Raw genomic sequence first — 16,711 nt, 5'->3', positions numbered from 1 at the left:
TCACGAACGCCGACGCTCGAGTGCCGCAGGTGTGAATGAAGGTACGCCGGACTTGTAACTGGGCCCGGTGTTGTGAAGTGCGCTTTTATGCCGTACGATGGCGCTTTGCGCATGCCTTCATATGCCCCTCAGCCTGCCCGGTGGCTGTTCGGTGGTCGGCGTGCTGCGAATCCACCTGCGAACCTTGTCGAAGGATTCCTCTTGGCCGCGCGCACCTCGTCGGGTGACTCCACCCCTCGCCGCATCTCTTTCGCTAAGATCTCAGAGCCTCTCGAGCTTCCCAAGCTCCTCGCCCTCCAGACCGACAGCTTCGACTGGCTGATCGGCAACGAGCGCTGGCAGGAGCAGGTTGCCGCCCGCGAAGCAGCGGGTGAGGACGTGTCTCACAAGTCCGGTCTGCAGGAGATCTTCGAGGAGATCTCCCCGATCGAGGACTTCTCGGAGACGATGTCCCTCTCGTTCGAGAGTCCTGTCTTCTACGACCCCAAGTACACCGTCGAGGAGTGCAAGGAGAAGGACTTCACCTACTCCGCGCCTCTCTATGTCTCGGCGGAGTTCACCAACAACGACACCGGTGAGATCAAGGGCCAGACGGTCTTCATGGGCGACTTCCCGCTCATGACCGAGCAGGGCACCTTCGTGATCAACGGCACCGAGCGTGTTGTCGTCTCGCAGCTCGTCCGGTCCCCGGGCGTCTACTTCGAGCGCACCGCCGACAAGACGTCCGACAAGGACATCTACACCGCCAAGCTGATCCCCAGCCGCGGCGCCTGGCTCGAGTTCGAGATCGACAAGCGCGACCTGGTCGGCGTCCGTCTCGACCGCAAGCGCAAGCAGAACGTCACGGTGCTGCTCAAGGCCCTCGGCTGGACCAACGAGCAGATCCGCGAGGAGTTCGGCGAGTACGAGTCGATGATGCTGACCCTGGAGAAGGACAGCACCACCGCTCAGGACGACGCGCTGCTCGACATCTACCGCAAGCTGCGCCCGGGCGAGCCCCCGACGCGTGAGGCCGCGCAGACGCTGCTGAACAACTACTACTTCAACCCGAAGCGTTACGACACCGCCAAGGTCGGTCGCTACAAGGTCAACAAGAAGCTCGGTCTGACCGAGGCCTTCGACCAGCAGACCCTGACGGTCGACGACATCGTCGCGACGATCAAGTACGTCGTGGCGCTGCACGACGGGCGCACGCAGCTCGAGACGCCGCAGGGCACGATCGACATCGCTGCCGACGACATCGACCACTTCGGCAACCGCCGGATGCGGACCGTCGGCGAGCTGATCCAGAACCAGCTGCGTACGGGTCTTGCCCGTATGGAGCGCGTCGTGCGCGAGCGGATGACGACCCAGGACGTCGAGGCGATCACGCCGCAGTCCCTGATCAACATCCGTCCCGTGGTCGCTGCGCTGAAGGAGTTCTTCGGCACCTCGCAGCTGTCGCAGTTCATGGACCAGAACAACCCGCTCGCGGGCCTGACGCACAAGCGGCGTCTGTCGGCTCTGGGCCCGGGTGGTCTCTCCCGTGACCGCGCCGGCATGGAGGTCCGAGACGTCCACCCGTCGCACTACGGCCGGATGTGCCCGATCGAGACCCCTGAAGGTCCCAACATCGGTCTGATCGGTTCGCTGGCCTCCTTCGGCCGGATCAACCCGTTCGGTTTCGTCGAGACGCCCTACCGCAAGGTCGAGAACGGTGTCGTCACCGACAAGATCGACTACCTGACCGCCGACGACGAGGACCGCTACGTCATCGCGCAGGCCAACGCGGCCGTCGACGAGAACATGAAGTTCGCCACCGAGCGCGTGCTGGTCCGCCAGCGCGACGGTGAGGTCTCCGAGCTTCTGGCCGACGAGGTCGACTACATCGACGTCTCGCCGCGCCAGATGGTCTCGGTCGCGACCGCGCTGATCCCGTTCCTCGAGCACGACGACGCCAACCGTGCGCTCATGGGCGCCAACATGCAGCGTCAGGCGGTGCCGCTGGTCCGCAGCGACTCGCCGCTGGTCGGCACGGGCATCGAATACCGCGCGGCTGTCGACGCCGGTGACGTGCTCGTCGCAAAGAAGGCCGGTGTGGTCAAGGAGGTCTCCTCCGACCTGATCGAGACCCTCAACGACGACGGCACCTACACCTCCTACAAGCTCGCGAAGTTCGAGCGCTCCAACCAGGGCAACTGCGTCAACCAGCAGCCGCTGGTCGACGAGGGCGCCCGGGTCGAGGTCGGCTCCCCGCTGGCCGACGGTCCGGCGACCCAGGGTGCCGAGATGGCGCTCGGCGCCAACCTCCTGGTCGCCTTCCAGTCGTGGCAGGGCCACAACTACGAGGACGCGATCATCCTGTCCCAGCGTCTGGTGCAGCAGGACTACCTCACCTCGATCCACATCGAGGAGCACGAGGTCGACGCCCGCGACACCAAGCTGGGCCCGGAGGAGATCACCCGGGACATCCCGAACGTCTCCGAGGAGATGCTGGCCGACCTCGACGAGCGCGGCATCATCCGCATCGGCGCCGAGGTCACCACCGGTGACATCCTGGTCGGCAAGGTCACGCCGAAGGGCGAGACCGAGCTGACCCCGGAGGAGCGCCTGCTCCGCGCGATCTTCGGTGAGAAGGCGCGCGAGGTCCGCGACACCTCGATGAAGGTTCCGCACGGCGAGGAGGGCACCGTCATCGGTGTCCGCGTCTTCGACCGTGAAGAGGGCGACGAGCTGCCCCCGGGCGTGAACCAGCTGGTCCGCGTCTACGTGGCGCAGAAGCGCAAGATCTCCGTGGGTGACAAGCTCGCCGGCCGTCACGGCAACAAGGGCGTCATCGCGAAGATCCTGCCGGTCGAGGACATGCCGTTCATGGAGGACGGCACCCCGGTCGACGTTCTGCTCAACCCGCTCGGTGTCCCGCGTCGTATGAACATCGGACAGGTCCTGGAGCTCCACCTCGGCTGGCTCGCCAAGCAGGGTTGGGACCTCAACCTCTCCGACGACCCCGACGACAGCGCCTGGAAGCAGCGCCTGATCAAGATCCACGCCGACAAGGCCGAGCCGGGCACCAAGGTGGCCACCCCGGTCTTCGACGGTGCGCGTGAGGACGAGATCACCGGCCTGCTCAGCGCGACCCTCCCGAACCGGGACGGTCAGCGTGTGGTCGGCACCGACGGCAAGGCCCGCCTCTTCGACGGTCGCTCCGGCGAGCCGTTCCCGGAGCCGGTGGCCGTGGGCTACATGTACATCCTGAAGCTGCACCACCTGGTCGACGACAAGATCCACGCGCGTTCGACCGGTCCGTACTCGATGATCACCCAGCAGCCGCTCGGCGGTAAGGCCCAGTTCGGTGGCCAGCGCTTCGGTGAGATGGAGGTCTGGGCGATGGAGGCGTACGGCGCCGCCTACGCCCTGCAGGAGCTCCTGACCATCAAGTCGGACGACGTGCCCGGCCGCGTGAAGGTGTACGAGGCGATCGTCAAGGGCGAGAACATCCCCGACTCGGGCATCCCGGAGTCGTTCAAGGTTCTCGTCAAGGAGATGCAGTCGCTGTGCCTGAACGTCGAGGTGCTGAGCCAGGACGGTTCGGCGATCGAGCTCCGTGACGCGGAGGAAGACGTCTTCCGCGCCGCCGAGGAGCTCGGCATCGACCTGTCCCGCCGCGAGCCCTCTTCCGTAGAGGAAGTCTGACGAGCGGGAGGTGCGCCTCCGGGCGCACCTCCCTCCCTCAGTCCCCTTTGAACTTTCCAAGAACTAACGAAGGAACTGGAAGCCACCGTGCTCGACGTCAACTTCTTCGATCAGCTCAAGATCGGCCTGGCCACCGCGGACGAGATCCGCGCGTGGAGCCACGGCGAGGTCAAGAAGCCTGAGACCATCAACTACCGCACGCTCAAGCCCGAGCGTGACGGCCTCTTCTGCGAGAAGATCTTCGGTCCCACCCGGGACTGGGAGTGCTACTGCGGCAAGTACAAGCGCGTGCGCTTCAAGGGCATCATCTGTGAGCGCTGTGGCGTCGAGGTCACCCGCTCCAAGGTACGCCGCGAGCGCATGGGCCACATCGAGCTCGCCGCTCCGGTGACCCACATCTGGTACTTCAAGGGCGTTCCGTCGCGGCTGGGCTACCTGCTCGACCTCGCCCCGAAGGACCTGGAGAAGGTCATCTACTTCGCCGCGTACATGATCACCTCGGTCGACGAGGACGCGCGTCACCGCGACCTGTCCTCGCTCGAGGCCAAGGTCGACCAGCAGCGCAAGATGCTGACCGGCCGGCTCGACGTGGCGATCAACGACCGCGCCAAGAAGCTCGAGACCGACCTGGCCGCGCTCGAGGCGGAGGGTGCCAAGGCCGACGCCAAGCGCAAGGTCAAGGACGGCGCCGAGCGCGAGATGAAGCAGCTGCGCGACCGCACCGAGCGTGAGGTCAACCGTCTCGACGAGGTCTGGGACACCTTCAAGAACCTGAAGGTCCAGGACCTCATGGGCGACGAGCTGCTCTACCGCGAGATGAAGACCTGGTTCGGCAAGTACTTCGAGGGCCACATGGGCGCCACGGCGATCCAGAAGCGCCTCGAGAACTTCGACATCGACGCCGAGGTCGAGAACCTGCGCGAGACCATCGCCACCGGCAAGGGTCAGCGCAAGGTCCGCGCGCTCAAGCGCCTCAAGGTCGTCGACGCCTTCCGCAAGACCGGCAACCAGCCGACCGGCATGGTGCTCGACGCCGTCCCGGTCATCCCGCCGGACCTGCGCCCGATGGTGCAGCTCGACGGTGGCCGCTTCGCGACCTCCGACCTCAACGACCTCTACCGTCGTGTGATCAACCGCAACAACCGCCTCAAGCGTCTCCTCGACCTCGGTGCCCCCGAGATCATCGTGAACAATGAGAAGCGGATGCTGCAGGAGGCCGTCGACTCGCTGTTCGACAACGGCCGTCGTGGCCGTCCGGTCACCGGGCCGGGCAACCGCCCGCTGAAGTCGCTCTCCGACATGCTCAAGGGCAAGCAGGGTCGTTTCCGTCAGAACCTGCTCGGTAAGCGCGTCGACTACTCCGGCCGTTCGGTCATCGTGTCGGGTCCGCAGCTGAAGCTGCACCAGTGCGGTCTGCCGAAGCAGATGGCGCTGGAGCTGTTCAAGCCGTTCGTGATGAAGCGCCTGGTGGACCTGAGCCACGCTCAGAACATCAAGTCCGCCAAGCGGATGGTCGAGCGCGCCCGCCCGGTCGTGTGGGACGTCCTCGAAGAGGTCATCACCGAGCACCCGGTTCTGCTGAACCGTGCGCCCACCCTGCACCGACTCGGCATCCAGGCCTTCGAGCCCCAGCTGATCGAGGGTAAGGCCATCCAGCTGCACCCGCTCGTCTGCACCGCGTTCAACGCGGACTTCGACGGTGACCAGATGGCTGTCCACCTGCCGCTGTCGGCGGAGGCCCAGGCCGAGGCTCGCATCCTGATGCTCTCGACCAACAACATCCTCAAGCCGTCCGACGGTCGTCCGGTCACCATGCCGACCCAGGACATGATCATCGGTCTCTACTTCATCACCTCCGACCGTGAGGGTGAGGTCGGCGAGGGTCGTGCCTTCTCGTCCCCGGCCGAGGCCATCATGGCCTTCGACCACCTCGAGATCACGCTGCAGTCGAAGATCAAGATCCGCCTCGACGACATCGTCCCGCCGATCGGCTACGACGTGCCGGAGGGTTGGACCGCGGGCGACCCGCTCGTCCTCGAGACCACGCTGGGCCGGGTGATCTTCAACGACACCCTCCCCGCCGACTACCCCTTCGTGAACTACGAGGTCGGTAAGAAGCAGCTCGGCGCGATCATCAACGACCTGGCCGAGCGTTACACCAAGGTCGAGGTCGCGGCGTCGCTGGACGCGCTCAAGGACAACGGCTTCCACTGGGCCACCCGTTCGGGTGTCACGGTCTCCATCGACGACGTCACCACGCCGCCGAACAAGGCCGAGATCCTGGAGACGTTCGAGACGCAGGCTGCCAAGGTGCAGAAGCAGTTCGAGCGTGGTCTGGTCACCGACGAGGAGCGCCGTCAGGAGCTCGTCGAGATCTGGACCGAGGCCGCCAAGGTCGTCGGTGCCGCCATGGAGCAGGCGTTCGATCGCAAGAACCCGATCTTCATGCAGGTCACCTCGGGTGCTTCGGGTAACTTCAACCAGATCCGTCAGGTCGGCGCCATGCGAGGCCTGGTGGCCAACCCGAAGGGCGAGATCATCCCGCGGCCGATCAAGTCGAACTTCCGCGAGGGTCTCTCCGTCCTGGAGTACTTCATCTCCACCCACGGTGCTCGTAAGGGTCTGGCCGACACCGCGCTGCGTACCGCCGACTCGGGTTACCTGACCCGTCGTCTGGTGGACGTCTCGCAGGACGTCATCATCCGTGAGGACGACTGCGGCACCGAGCGTGGTCTGCCCAAGGTCATCGGTGTCGACCAGGGTGGCGTCGTCGTCAAGGACGACAACGCCGAGACCGCTGCGTACGCTCGCACGGCCGCCGTCGACATCGAGCACCCGGAGACCGGCGAGGTTCTCGCGGTCGCCGGTGAGGACCTGGGCGACGTCAAGATCGAGGAGCTGGTTCGCGCCGGCATCACCGAGGTCAAGGTCCGTTCGGTCCTCACGTGTGAGGCCCGCACCGGAACGTGTGCCAAGTGCTACGGCCGCTCGCTGGCCACCGGCAAGCTCGTCGACATCGGTGAGGCGGTCGGCATCATCGCCGCCCAGTCCATCGGTGAGCCCGGCACCCAGCTGACGATGCGTACCTTCCACACCGGTGGTGTGGCGTCGGCCGACGACATCACGCAGGGTCTGCCGCGTGTCGTCGAGCTCTTCGAGGCACGTACGCCGAAGGGTGTCACGCCGATCTCCGAGGTCGCCGGTCGCGTCGAGATCGAGGAGACCGACAAGGCCCGCAAGGTCCTGGTCACCCCGGACGACGGCTCCGACGTCAAGGAGTACGTGGTCTCGCGCCGCTCGCGCCTGCGGGTTGCCGACGGCGACCACATCGAGGTCGGCGCGCCGCTGACCATCGGTACGCCGGACCCCAAGGAGGTCCTCCGTATCCTCGGTGTCCGCAAGACGCAGCAGCACCTCGTCGACGAGGTCCAGGCCGTGTACCGGTCGCAGGGTGTGTCCATCCACGACAAGCACATCGAGATCATCGTGCGGCAGATGCTGCGCCGGATCACGGTGCTCGAGTCGGGCGACACCAACCTGCTGCCGTCCGACCTGGCCGACCGCATCGACTTCGAGTCGGAGAACCGGCGCGTGGTCTCCGAGGGCGGCAAGCCGGCCTCGGGTCGTCCGGAGCTGATGGGCATCACCAAGGCCTCGCTGGCCACCGAGTCCTGGCTGTCGGCGGCCTCCTTCCAGGAGACCACCCGCGTCCTCACCGACGCTGCCATCAACGGCCGCTCCGACTCGCTGCGCGGTCTGAAGGAGAACGTCATCATCGGTAAGCTCATCCCGGCCGGCACCGGCCTGGAGCGCTACCGGAACATCAAGGTCGAGCCGACCGACGAGGCTCGCGCCGCGGCGTACTCCGTGACCGGTTACGACAACTACGACTACGAGTTCGGCAACACCGGCGGCCAGGCCGTCGCGCTGGACGACTTCGACTTCGGTTCGTACCAGTCGTGATGCAGTAGTCAGACGAAGGCCCCGCCTCCCTCGGGAGGCGGGGCCTTCGCCATTTCGTACGCCCTCAGGGCACGAGCAGCCAGCGGCCGTCCGAGCCTGCTGCCGCGACGGCCTCCTGGTAGGCCTCGGCGGCCTTGCTCAGCGGACGGGTCGCGGCGATCCGGGTCGGCACGGTGCCGTCGGCGGCCAGCTCGAGGAGGCCGGCCAGGACCGGCCCGTCGGCATGGCTCATCACGGTCGAGACCTCGATGCCGCGCTCGGGCTCCGGCGCTCGGCCCGGCTTGACGCTGATGTAGCGGCCGCCGTCACGTACGCCTGCCAGGGCGGGATCGTTGAGCGCCGCCAGGTCGAGGACGGCATCGTGCGCCCGCGGCGCGATCTCGGTGACGGCCTGGTCGGCGCCGGTGGCGAGGCGCTCGGTGCCGGGGCGTACGAGAGCATCGACGGTCCAGCCGTCGGCCTTCGCGAGCGCCAGTGCCCACAGCCCGACGCCGCCGGCGGCTCCGGTGATGAGCAGGCTGCCGCGCTCAGGACCGAGCAGGTCGAGCGCCTGCCGGGCGGTGAGCGCGTTGAGCGGGGCTGCGGCGGCGGCCTCGAGGGAGAGCCCGTCGGGCAGTGCCGCCGCGTCGGCGGCCGCGAGCACGACCTCGGTCGCGTGGGCACGGGCGCCGGCGGCGGGGTTGCCGTGGAACCCGGCGACCCGGTCCCCGACGGCGAACCCGGAGACCGCCTCGCCGATCTCGCTGACGACGCCGCTGAAGTCGAAGCCGAGGCCGATCACATCGGGAAGGCCGATGGGGGCGTGGTCGGCGGCGACGAAGGCGTCGAAGTGGGTGAAGCCGGCGGCCGCGACCTCGACCCGGATCTCGTCGGTGCCCAGCGGCTGGGCCGGGAGCTCCTCGAGGTGCGGGGTCGGGTCGCCGGCGCGGGAGGTGAGTGCGTACATGGTGTTCGTCCTTCGGTGTGGTCGACTGGTTGCATGCACTACTTTCGGTGCCCTACTCTCTTCTGGGAAGAAGGCACTTTGAAGTGGTGTAGGCACCTGGAGGTTTGCCATGGGCACGATGACGGCCGAGCGGTCCCACGACGGGCGCAACGGATTCGACGCGTTCACGGCCATGTGTCCCAGCCGGCGACTGCTGGACACGATCGGCGACAAGTGGGTGAGCCTGGCGATCGTGGCGCTCGGGCTGCGCGGGCCGTTGCGGTATTCGGAGCTGGCCTCGCAGATCGAGGGAGTCAGCCAGAAGATGCTGACCCAGTCGTTGCGGAAGATGGAGCGCGACGGCCTGCTGACGCGCACCGTGACGCCGTCGGTGCCGGTGCGGACCGACTACGAGCTGACTCCGCTCGGGCAGACGCTGCTACCCGTCCTCGCCCACCTCAAGGAGTGGGCCGAGGAGCACATGGCCGAGGTGGACGAGGCGCGCACGTCGTACGACGGCAGGGACTGAGATTTTCTCGAGATCGGACGCAACGAACCCTGGGGTCCGCGCGTCTCAGGGGTAGGACGATGAGTCAACTGGCTGGGATATCTGGCTGGCATCTGCTACTCGAGGAGCAAAGATGCGGCACCTACGGCTGATGGTGGTCGGCGTCTGGATCCTCGGCGTGCTCGCGGTGGGAGGTTGCGGGTCGACGAAGGACGGGGCGGTCGACGCGTCACCATCTGTCTCCGGGACCGCGGATCCCACCTCGGGAAGCAGTGCACCATCGTCCCCGACTCAGTCCTCACCGGCGGCCACGGGGGGTTCGCCGGTGAGGACTGAGTCTCGGAACGCTGACGCCGCACCGGCCGATCCGGTGACGCCGACGTGTGCCAACACCGATCTGAAGGCCGGCTACCGCGCCACCGATGCGGGCGCGGGATCGCGGTTCGGTGAGATCACCCTGACCAACGTCTCCGATCACGCCTGCTCCGTGGGTGGCTTCGGCGGTCTCTCGTACGTCGGCGGTGGCGACGGCACTCAGATCGGTGCGCCCGCGAAGCGTGAGGGCGCCTGGCGCACGGTCATCATGAAGCCGGGCCAGGTGGCCGTGAGCGCGGTCGCCGAGTCGACCGCCGCGAACTATCCGGCCTCGACCTGCAAGCCGACGAAGGTCGACGGGTTCCGGGTCTACGTGCCGGACTCCTACGACTCCCAGTTCGTCCGCCACGAGACGACCGGGTGTGCCGACAAGAACGTGTCGCTCCTGTCTCATCGCGCGTTCCACTAGCGGCCATCCGCGGGCGGGATCCTGGTGGGCATGAGACGTGTGCGAGCTGGCCTCCTCCTCGTGTCCACGGCGCTCCTGGCGAGCGTCGTGGACACTCCGGCGTACGCCGAGAACGACCCGCGCACCTTTGATCTCCAGGCGCATCGCGGCGGCATCGCGCTGACGGTGGAGAACACCCTGCCGGCGTTCGCCCGGGCGCTCGAGCTGGGCGTGAGCACCCTCGAGCTCGATGTGCAGATCACCGAGGACGGCTACGCGGTCGTGACCCACGACCGCGACCCGAACCCAGCCAAGTGCGTCGACACCGCGCCGGCGTTCCCCGGTGACCCGGAGTTCCCGTACGTGCCGAACCGGACCTACATCAAAGATCTGACCCTCGCCCAGGTCCGCACGATCGACTGCGGTTCGCTGCGGCAGCCGCAGTTCCCCGGGCAGAAGCTGTCGCCGGGGGAGCGGATGCCGCTCCTCTCCGAGGTGTTCGCGCTGGTCAACAGCTACCACGCCGGTCAGGTCACGCTGAACGTCGAGACGAAGGTCGAGGCCGGAGCTCCGGAGCAGACCGCGCCGCGTGAGCAGTTCGTCCGCGTCGTCCTGGCCGAGATCCGACGGGCGCACATCCGCAACCAGGTCACGATCCAGAGCTTCGACTGGGGCGCGCTGAAGCGAGTGCGCGAGGTCGAGCCCCGGCTGCCGATCGTCGCGCTCACCAACGGGCAGCAGTTCCTCCAGCAGGGGCAGCCCGGAGCCTCGCCGTGGCTGGGCGGGATCGACATCGACGACTTCGAGGGATCCTTGCAGGAGCGGTACGTCGCGGCCGCGGACTCGTTCGGTGCGGACGCGGTCTCGCCGGTCCACGGGGATCCGCAGGGCGGCTCGGTGTCAGACCCGGGTTATGTGCCGTTCACGACTCAGGAGCTGGTCGACGCGGCACACGCGCGCGGGATGGCGGTCGTGCCGTGGACCGTGGACGACGTCGCCACCATGGAGCACCTGATCGGGCTCGGCGTCGACGGCCTGATCACCGACCGCCCGGACGTGCTGCGCGACGTGCTGGCCGAGCGCGGATTCAAGCTGCCGCGCAGATATCCAGGTCACGGCTGAGTCAGTCGCCTACCCTCTGGGGTATGGCAGCTGATCTGGACAGGCACGTCCGTGGGATCGTCGACGACGTCGCCTACCTGGTGCTGGCGACCACCGATCCCGACGGCCGGCCGCGTACGTCGCCGGTCTATTTCTCCCACGACGGCTACCGAGACCTCTACTGGGTCTCGGCGCCTGACGCCCAGCACTCCCGCAACATCGTCCGCGATCCGCGCGTCGCCGGGGTCATCTTCGACTCCTCGGTGCCGCCCGGGTCGGGGGCGAGCGCTGCGTACGTCACCGGGATGGCGCGTCAGGTGCCCGACTTCGAGCTCGAGAAGCGCTGCGCGGTGGCGTTCCAGCGGTTGATCGGGACCGCTCGGGCGTTCCGGCCCGAGGAGCTGCGCGGCGAGGCGTCGTTGCGGCTCTACGTGATGGACGTCGAGCTCTGGGAGGCGCACCTTCCCGGTGTCGATCCCGATGACGAGAGCGCTCGGGACACCAGGGTCGAGGCCGACCCGGAGCTCTGAGGTCTGGTCCGGTCGCGCCGGTCAGATCGGGCGGAAGAGGAGGTGGATCTCCTCGCGCAGCTCGAGTCGCTCGATGCCGATGCCGTAGACCGGCTCCAGGATCTCGGGCCGGAGCACCTCGTCGACGGTGCCGCGCGCGGCGACACGACGCCGGTCGAGCAGCACCAGGTCGTCGCAGTAGCGGGCCGCCAGGTTGAGGTCGTGGAGCACGACGATCGCCGTCGTCCCCAGCTTCCGCACCAGCGAGAGGATCTCGTGCTGGTAGCGGATGTCGAGGTGGTTGGTCGGCTCGTCGAGGAGCAGGTGGGTCGCCTCCTGGGCCAGTGCCCGGGCGATGAGCACCCGCTGCCGCTCGCCTCCGGAGAGGGCGGCGAAGGAGCGCGGACCGAGGTGGGTGCCGCCGATGCGCTCGAGGCACTCCGCGGCGATCTCGAGGTCGTGCTCACCGGCTCGGGCGAAGGCGGACAGGTGCGGCGTACGTCCCAGCAGGACCATCTCGCCGGCGGTCAGCGTCGTGTCTGTGCCGGACTCCTGGACGACGACGGCGAGGCGCCGGGCGACCTCCTTGGCGGGCAGTCCGGTGAGGTCGTCGCCGTCGATCTCGACGGTGCCGCTGCCGCGGAGAGCGCCGTAGAGCATCCGCAGCAGCGTGGTCTTGCCGCTCCCGTTCGGCCCGATCAGACCCAGGACCCGGCCTTCGTGGGAGTCGACGTCGACGTCCTCGAGGATGGGCGTGGTGCCGTACGTCCAGGACAGGCCGCCGGCCTCGATCACCGGTCGAACCTGTCGATGATCCGCTCCAGGCCGTCGACCGAGAGGGGCGAGGGAGGCTCGGTGAAGTTGAACAGCTGCGCCATCACATCGCCGTTCTTGACCGCGGTCAGGTCCTCGGCGCCGGCGAGCTGGGTGATCGACTCCTCGACCTGCTTCGGGTCGCCGGCGTTGTGGAGCAGGACGATCACGTCGGGGTCGCGCTCGAGCAGATCCTCGGTTGAGACCTCGAAGACCCGCTCGTCCACGTCGGCGAAGACGTCCTCGAACCCGGCCGCCTCCAGCTGCGGGTGGGCCATCGAGCGGGTGCCGTAGGCATAGGTCACGCCGCCGCCGACGGTGGGGTAGAGGACTGCTGCCGTACGTCCCTCGCCGACCTTCTTCGTCTCCAGCTCTGTCACGCGTTCGCGCAGGTCAGCGGCAGCCTCGGCGGCTTCGTCCTGCTTGTCGAAGACCTTGCCGTAAGCCTCGAGCTGGCTGTAGACGTCATCGAATCCGGGGTCGTCGACCCCCTCGGGGCACATCGCCGGCTCCTCGAGGAGGTTGATGTCGACGGCATCGAGGGTGTCACGGGAGAGATTGTCGACCTCGCCGAGGACCAGGTCGGGTTCCTCGGCGATGACGACCTCCTTGGAGATCTGCAGATGACCGCTGGTGTCCATCTCGTCGGTGAGCAGCGGGATGTCGTCGAGCTCGGCCTGGGTCTCGGCGTCGTAGTAGTCCGCCGGGTAGTCACCGGCCCGGGCCACGACCTGGTCCATCACGCCGAGCGCGTGCAGGTAGGGCACCGCAGCGCTCTTCAGCATCACCACGCGCTCCGGTGGGGCGTCGACGGTGACCTCGGCGCCGCAGTTCTCGAGGGTCACCGGGAAGCCGTCTTTCGCGGCCTCGGTCCCGGCGGCGTCGGCACCGCACGCGGTGGTCGTGGCCAGCACGAGGGCGGCGGTGGCGATCATCGGGCGGATCATGTCGGGCTCCTGGTGATGGGTCGGTCGGTCAGGCGGTCGGGCGGTCGGGCGGTCGGAGTCAGGCGTCGCGGGCGGAGAAGCGCCGGATGAGGACGATGAGGAACGGGGCGCCCAGGAGCGCGGTGACGATCCCGATCGGGATCTCCTGGGGCTGGAGGAGCACCCGGGCGAGCACGTCCGCCCAGACGAGCAGGATCGCGCCCATGAGCGCGGCGGCAGGGACGGCCACGGCGTGGGCGGAGCCGACGGCGCGGCGGGCGAGGTGCGGAACGACCAGGCCGACGAAGCCGATGCTGCCTGCGGCCGAGACGACCACGCCGACGGTCAGGGCGACGAGCACCAGCAGCAGCGTGCGGAAGCGGTCGGGGGAGATGCCGAGGGTGTGGGCGGTCTCGTCGCCGATCGCGAGCGCGTCGAGTCCGCGTCCGGAGAGTGTCAGCAGAGCGATCGTGGCGAGCACCGCGACGGCGACGACGGCGAGCAGGCCGTCCCACTGTGCCAGGCCGAGCGAGCCGAGCAGCCAGAACATCACCGACCGCGCACCCTCGGCCGAGCCCGAGGCGAAGATCAGGAAGCTGGTCAGGCCGTAGAGCAGGTAGCCGACCGCGACCCCGGAGAGCAGCAGCCGCAGCGAGGTGACCCGGCCGCCGCTGCGCGCCAGGGCGAACACCAGGAACGACGCCGCGAGGGCACCCAGGAAGGCGGAGCCGGGCAGGGCGTACGCCCCGAGGCCGGCGCCGGCGCCGAACAGGATCGCCGCCGCTGCGCCGCTGGAGGCGCCGGAGTTGATCCCGAGCAGGTAGGGGTCGGCGAGCATGTTGCGGACCATCGCCTGCAGGGCCATGCCGGTGACCGCGAGACCCGCGCCGACCAGGGCACCGAGGATGACGCGGGGGAGGCGTACCTTCCACACGATCGCCTCCTCGGTGGCCTTCCAGCCGCCTTCGGGCAGGCCGAGGAGATGGTGACCGAGGATCTGGGCGACCGTCCCCGGGGTGACGTACGCAGCCCCGAGCCCGACCGCGACGACGACCGTCGCCACGGCGGCTGCGAGCAGGCCCAGGAGCCAGATGGTCGCGCGCCGGCGGCGGCGATGGACGCCGAGAGGGTCGTGCACGTGGGGGCCTTCCGGTCGCTTCCGGGCTAATGCGAAGAACTTGCAATAACCTAGCAGTGGCTCGCCCCGGCCGGAGGTGAGGGTTCTTTAACGGGCCGCTGGCCCGTTCTGGGAAGATATGCGCATGACGTCGTCCCTTCCGCAGTCAGCTGACGTGCTCGTCGTGGGGGCAGGGCCTGCGGGCTCGGCCGCGGCGGCCTGGCTGGCGCGTGCCGGGGTCGACGTCCTGCTGACCGACGCCGCTGTCTTCCCGCGCGACAAGACCTGTGGTGACGGGCTGACCCCGCGCGCGACCCATGAGCTGGTCCGGCTCGGGCTGGAGGACTGGCTGCGCGCCCACCCGGTCTCGAAGGGGCTGCGGGCGCACGGCTTCGGGCAGACGCTGCACCTGCCGTGGCCGGGCGGGACGTTGCCGTCGTGGGGGTCGGCGGTGCCGCGCACCGAGCTCGACGATCACCTGCGCACGGTGGCGATCAAGTCCGGTGCGACCGCTGTCGACGGCGTACGCGCGGTGGACGTGCGATGGGACGGCGACCGGATCGCCGCGGTCGTCTTCGCGGGCGGCCACGAGGTCGTCTGCCGGTCGGTCGTCGTCGCCGACGGGGTGCGCTCGCCGCTCGGCAAGGTGCTGGGCCGGGAGTGGCACCGCGACACCGTCTACGGCGTCGCCGGTCGGGCCTACATCGCCTCCGACCAGGCCGACGACGAGTGGATCTCCTCCCACCTGGAGCTGCGCGACGAGTCCGGTGAGGCGCTGCCCGGGTACGGCTGGATCTTCCCGCTCGGATCCGGCGAGGTGAACATCGGCGCCGGGGCGCTGGCCACCTCGAAGCGGTCCGCGGACGTCGCGATCAAGCCGCTGATGCGCCACTACACCGAGCAGTGCCGTGAGCAGTTCGGGCTCACCGGCGAGCTGCGGGCGGAGAAGTCCGCGCTCCTGCCGATGGGCGGGGCCGTCTCGGGCGTCGCGGGCGCCAACTGGGCGCTGATCGGCGATGCTGCCGGCTGCGTGAACCCGCTCAACGGCGAGGGGATCGACTACGGCCTGGAGACCGGCCGGATGGTCGCCGACGCCATCGTCGCCGGCGAGGACCTGGCCACGGCATGGCCGGCGACCCTGCGTGAGCACTACGGCGAGGCCTTCTCCATCGCCCGCCGTCTGGCCGGCATCGCGACCCGTCCGCGGCTGGTGTCCACGCTCGGACCTGCGGGAATGCGCTCGGACTGGCTGATGACCCTGGCCCTGCGGTGGATGGGCAACCTGGTCACCGAGGAGGACCGTGACCGGGCCGCCACGGTGTGGCGCTGGGCCGGTCGCCGCTCGCTGGCCCTCGACTCCCGACCCCCGTTCAGCTGATGGCGACGCGAAATCGCAGCCGCGGCGGGCGGCGACGCAAGCTTCCGCAGGTGCAGCGGGTGGGGGCCTACGCCGTCATCATCCGTGCCGGTGCGGGCAAGGAACCCGAGATCCTGCTCAGCAGGCTCTCCGAGAAGGTCACCCCGGAGGAGCGGTGGACGCTGCCCGGCGGCGGCATCGACCATGGCGAGGACCCGCGCGACGCGGTCGTACGCGAGGTCTACGAGGAGGCCGGGGTGCCGGTCGAGGTCGGCACCGATGCACGGGTCTACTCCGTCCACCAGGCCAAGGCCTGGCGGCTGGGACGGCGGGTCAACTCCCACGCGATCCGGATCGTCTACGACGGCTGGGTTCCCCACGACGCTCCCGCGCCGCAAACGATGGAGGTCGACGGCTCCACCGCAGAGGCGGCCTGGCTGCCGCTGACTGCTGTGACGAGCGGGGAGATCCCGACGTCTCCGCTGGTCATCGACGCCCTCGACATGCACAAGCCGACGCGCAAGCAGCGGCTGGCCGCCTACGCATTCATCACCCGTCCCAGCGACGGCGCGGTGCTGCTCACCCGGATCTCGTCGCGTGGCTACCACGCGGGTTCGTGGACGCTCCCGGGCGGCGGTCTCGACTTCGGCGAGCATCCGCGCGAGGCGCTCGTGCGCGAGGTGGCCGAGGAGTGCGGCCTCACCTGCGAGGTCGGTGAGCTCCTCGACGTACACGACGTCAACATCGTCGGCACCGCTCCCAACGGCCGCCACGAGGAGTTCCACGGCGTCCACCTCATCTTCTCCGCGACCGTCGTCGACGGCGCCGAGCCTCGGGTGGTCGAGCAGGATGGCACCACCGACGACGTACGTTGGGTGCCTCGCGCCGACCTGCCGAGCCTTCCGCTCCTGGACGTGGTGGAAGCCGCCCTGGCCGCCGAGGCGTCAGAATCTGACGCCGAGTAGTCGAATTCTGGCGCCGAGGCGTCAGAATCTGGCACCGAGCGGGCGATTTCTGGGCGCGACACGTCGATTTCCGATCCGCCGCGACGTACCGA

General features: G+C 68.5%; 12 protein-coding genes. 8 read left to right on the top strand and 4 right to left on the bottom strand.

Annotated elements, in window-relative coordinates:
• Nucleotides 1-201 precede the first annotated feature (201 nt).
• Together rpoB and WBG06_RS08400 are read left to right on the top strand one after the other, a co-directional pair.
• Entirely contained in the window at nucleotides 202-3,672 is a 3,471-nt protein-coding gene (rpoB, locus tag WBG06_RS08405) for a DNA-directed RNA polymerase subunit beta (protein WP_336736139.1), read from the top strand.
• Nucleotides 3,673-3,759: 87 nt separating this feature from the next.
• Entirely contained in the window at nucleotides 3,760-7,635 is a 3,876-nt protein-coding gene (locus WBG06_RS08400) for a DNA-directed RNA polymerase subunit beta' (protein WP_336736138.1), read from the top strand.
• Nucleotides 7,636-7,699: 64 nt separating this feature from the next.
• Here the strand turns inward: WBG06_RS08400 and WBG06_RS08395 are convergent, their stop codons facing one another.
• Entirely contained in the window at nucleotides 7,700-8,581 is an 882-nt protein-coding gene (locus WBG06_RS08395; RefSeq protein ID WP_336736137.1) for an alcohol dehydrogenase catalytic domain-containing protein, read from the bottom strand.
• A 109-nt stretch (nucleotides 8,582-8,690) separates the two neighbouring features.
• On the opposite strand from WBG06_RS08395, the gene WBG06_RS08390 reads away from it, so the two are divergent.
• The 4 genes from WBG06_RS08390 (at nucleotide 8,691) to WBG06_RS08375 (ending at nucleotide 11,462) form a co-directional block, all read left to right on the top strand.
• Nucleotides 8,691-9,089 (top strand): winged helix-turn-helix transcriptional regulator, encoded by a 399-nt coding sequence (locus tag WBG06_RS08390; protein WP_336736136.1) that lies wholly within the window; start codon nucleotides 8,691-8,693, stop codon nucleotides 9,087-9,089.
• A 304-nt stretch (nucleotides 9,090-9,393) separates the two neighbouring features.
• Nucleotides 9,394-9,852 carry a DUF4232 domain-containing protein gene (locus WBG06_RS08385; RefSeq protein ID WP_336736135.1) on the top strand — a complete coding sequence of 153 codons (459 nt, stop codon included), beginning with the start codon at nucleotides 9,394-9,396 and terminating at the stop codon, nucleotides 9,850-9,852.
• A gap of 30 nt (nucleotides 9,853-9,882) precedes the next feature.
• Nucleotides 9,883-10,953, top strand: coding sequence for a glycerophosphodiester phosphodiesterase family protein (locus WBG06_RS08380; protein WP_336736134.1), 1,071 nt, complete (start codon nucleotides 9,883-9,885; stop codon nucleotides 10,951-10,953).
• A gap of 23 nt (nucleotides 10,954-10,976) precedes the next feature.
• Nucleotides 10,977-11,462, top strand: coding sequence for a pyridoxamine 5'-phosphate oxidase family protein (locus WBG06_RS08375; protein ID WP_336736133.1), 486 nt, complete (start codon nucleotides 10,977-10,979; stop codon nucleotides 11,460-11,462).
• 21 nt (nucleotides 11,463-11,483) lie between these two features.
• Here WBG06_RS08375 and WBG06_RS08370 read toward each other — a convergent pair whose 3' ends face one another.
• The 3 genes from WBG06_RS08370 to WBG06_RS08360 are packed head-to-tail and all read right to left on the bottom strand — an operon-like array spanning nucleotide 11,484 to nucleotide 14,318.
• Nucleotides 11,484-12,236, bottom strand: a complete 753-nt coding sequence (locus tag WBG06_RS08370; protein WP_336736132.1) for an ABC transporter ATP-binding protein — start codon at nucleotides 12,234-12,236, stop codon at nucleotides 11,484-11,486.
• Nucleotides 12,233-13,201, bottom strand: a complete 969-nt coding sequence (locus WBG06_RS08365; RefSeq protein ID WP_336736131.1) for an ABC transporter substrate-binding protein — start codon at nucleotides 13,199-13,201, stop codon at nucleotides 12,233-12,235. The genes WBG06_RS08370 and WBG06_RS08365 overlap by 4 nt, the downstream gene beginning before the upstream one ends.
• A gap of 58 nt (nucleotides 13,202-13,259) precedes the next feature.
• On the bottom strand, nucleotides 13,260-14,318 hold the full coding sequence (locus tag WBG06_RS08360; protein ID WP_336736130.1) for a FecCD family ABC transporter permease: 1,059 nt from the start codon (nucleotides 14,316-14,318) through the stop codon (nucleotides 13,260-13,262).
• Between the two features lie 124 nt (nucleotides 14,319-14,442).
• On the opposite strand from WBG06_RS08360, the gene WBG06_RS08355 reads away from it, so the two are divergent.
• Both WBG06_RS08355 and WBG06_RS08350 read left to right on the top strand, forming a co-directional pair.
• Nucleotides 14,443-15,675 (top strand): geranylgeranyl reductase family protein, encoded by a 1,233-nt coding sequence (locus WBG06_RS08355; protein WP_336736129.1) that lies wholly within the window; start codon nucleotides 14,443-14,445, stop codon nucleotides 15,673-15,675.
• Nucleotides 15,675-16,619, top strand: coding sequence for an NUDIX domain-containing protein (locus WBG06_RS08350; RefSeq protein ID WP_336736128.1), 945 nt, complete (start codon nucleotides 15,675-15,677; stop codon nucleotides 16,617-16,619). The genes WBG06_RS08355 and WBG06_RS08350 overlap by 1 nt, the downstream gene beginning before the upstream one ends.
• Nucleotides 16,620-16,711 lie beyond the last annotated feature (92 nt).

This window comes from Nocardioides sp. CCNWLW239 (assembly GCF_037137035.1).
Lineage (GTDB): Bacteria > Actinomycetota > Actinomycetes > Propionibacteriales > Nocardioidaceae > Nocardioides.
This window is presented reverse-complemented; position numbering and strand designations above follow the sequence as displayed.

What these genes read in the sequence shown, in the direction of transcription:
- WBG06_RS08395 (WP_336736137.1), bottom strand. Translation starts at nt 8,581, where the DNA reads ATGTACGCACTCACCTCCCGCGCCGGCGACCCGACCCCGCACCTCGAG.
- WBG06_RS08390 (WP_336736136.1), top strand. Translation starts at nt 8,691, where the DNA reads ATGGGCACGATGACGGCCGAGCGGTCCCACGACGGGCGCAACGGATTC.
- WBG06_RS08380 (WP_336736134.1), top strand. Translation starts at nt 9,883, where the DNA reads ATGAGACGTGTGCGAGCTGGCCTCCTCCTCGTGTCCACGGCGCTCCTG.
- WBG06_RS08375 (WP_336736133.1), top strand. Translation starts at nt 10,977, where the DNA reads ATGGCAGCTGATCTGGACAGGCACGTCCGTGGGATCGTCGACGACGTC.
- WBG06_RS08365 (WP_336736131.1), bottom strand. Translation starts at nt 13,201, where the DNA reads ATGATCCGCCCGATGATCGCCACCGCCGCCCTCGTGCTGGCCACGACC.
- WBG06_RS08355 (WP_336736129.1), top strand. Translation starts at nt 14,443, where the DNA reads ATGACGTCGTCCCTTCCGCAGTCAGCTGACGTGCTCGTCGTGGGGGCA.
- WBG06_RS08350 (WP_336736128.1), top strand. Translation starts at nt 15,675, where the DNA reads ATGGCGACGCGAAATCGCAGCCGCGGCGGGCGGCGACGCAAGCTTCCG.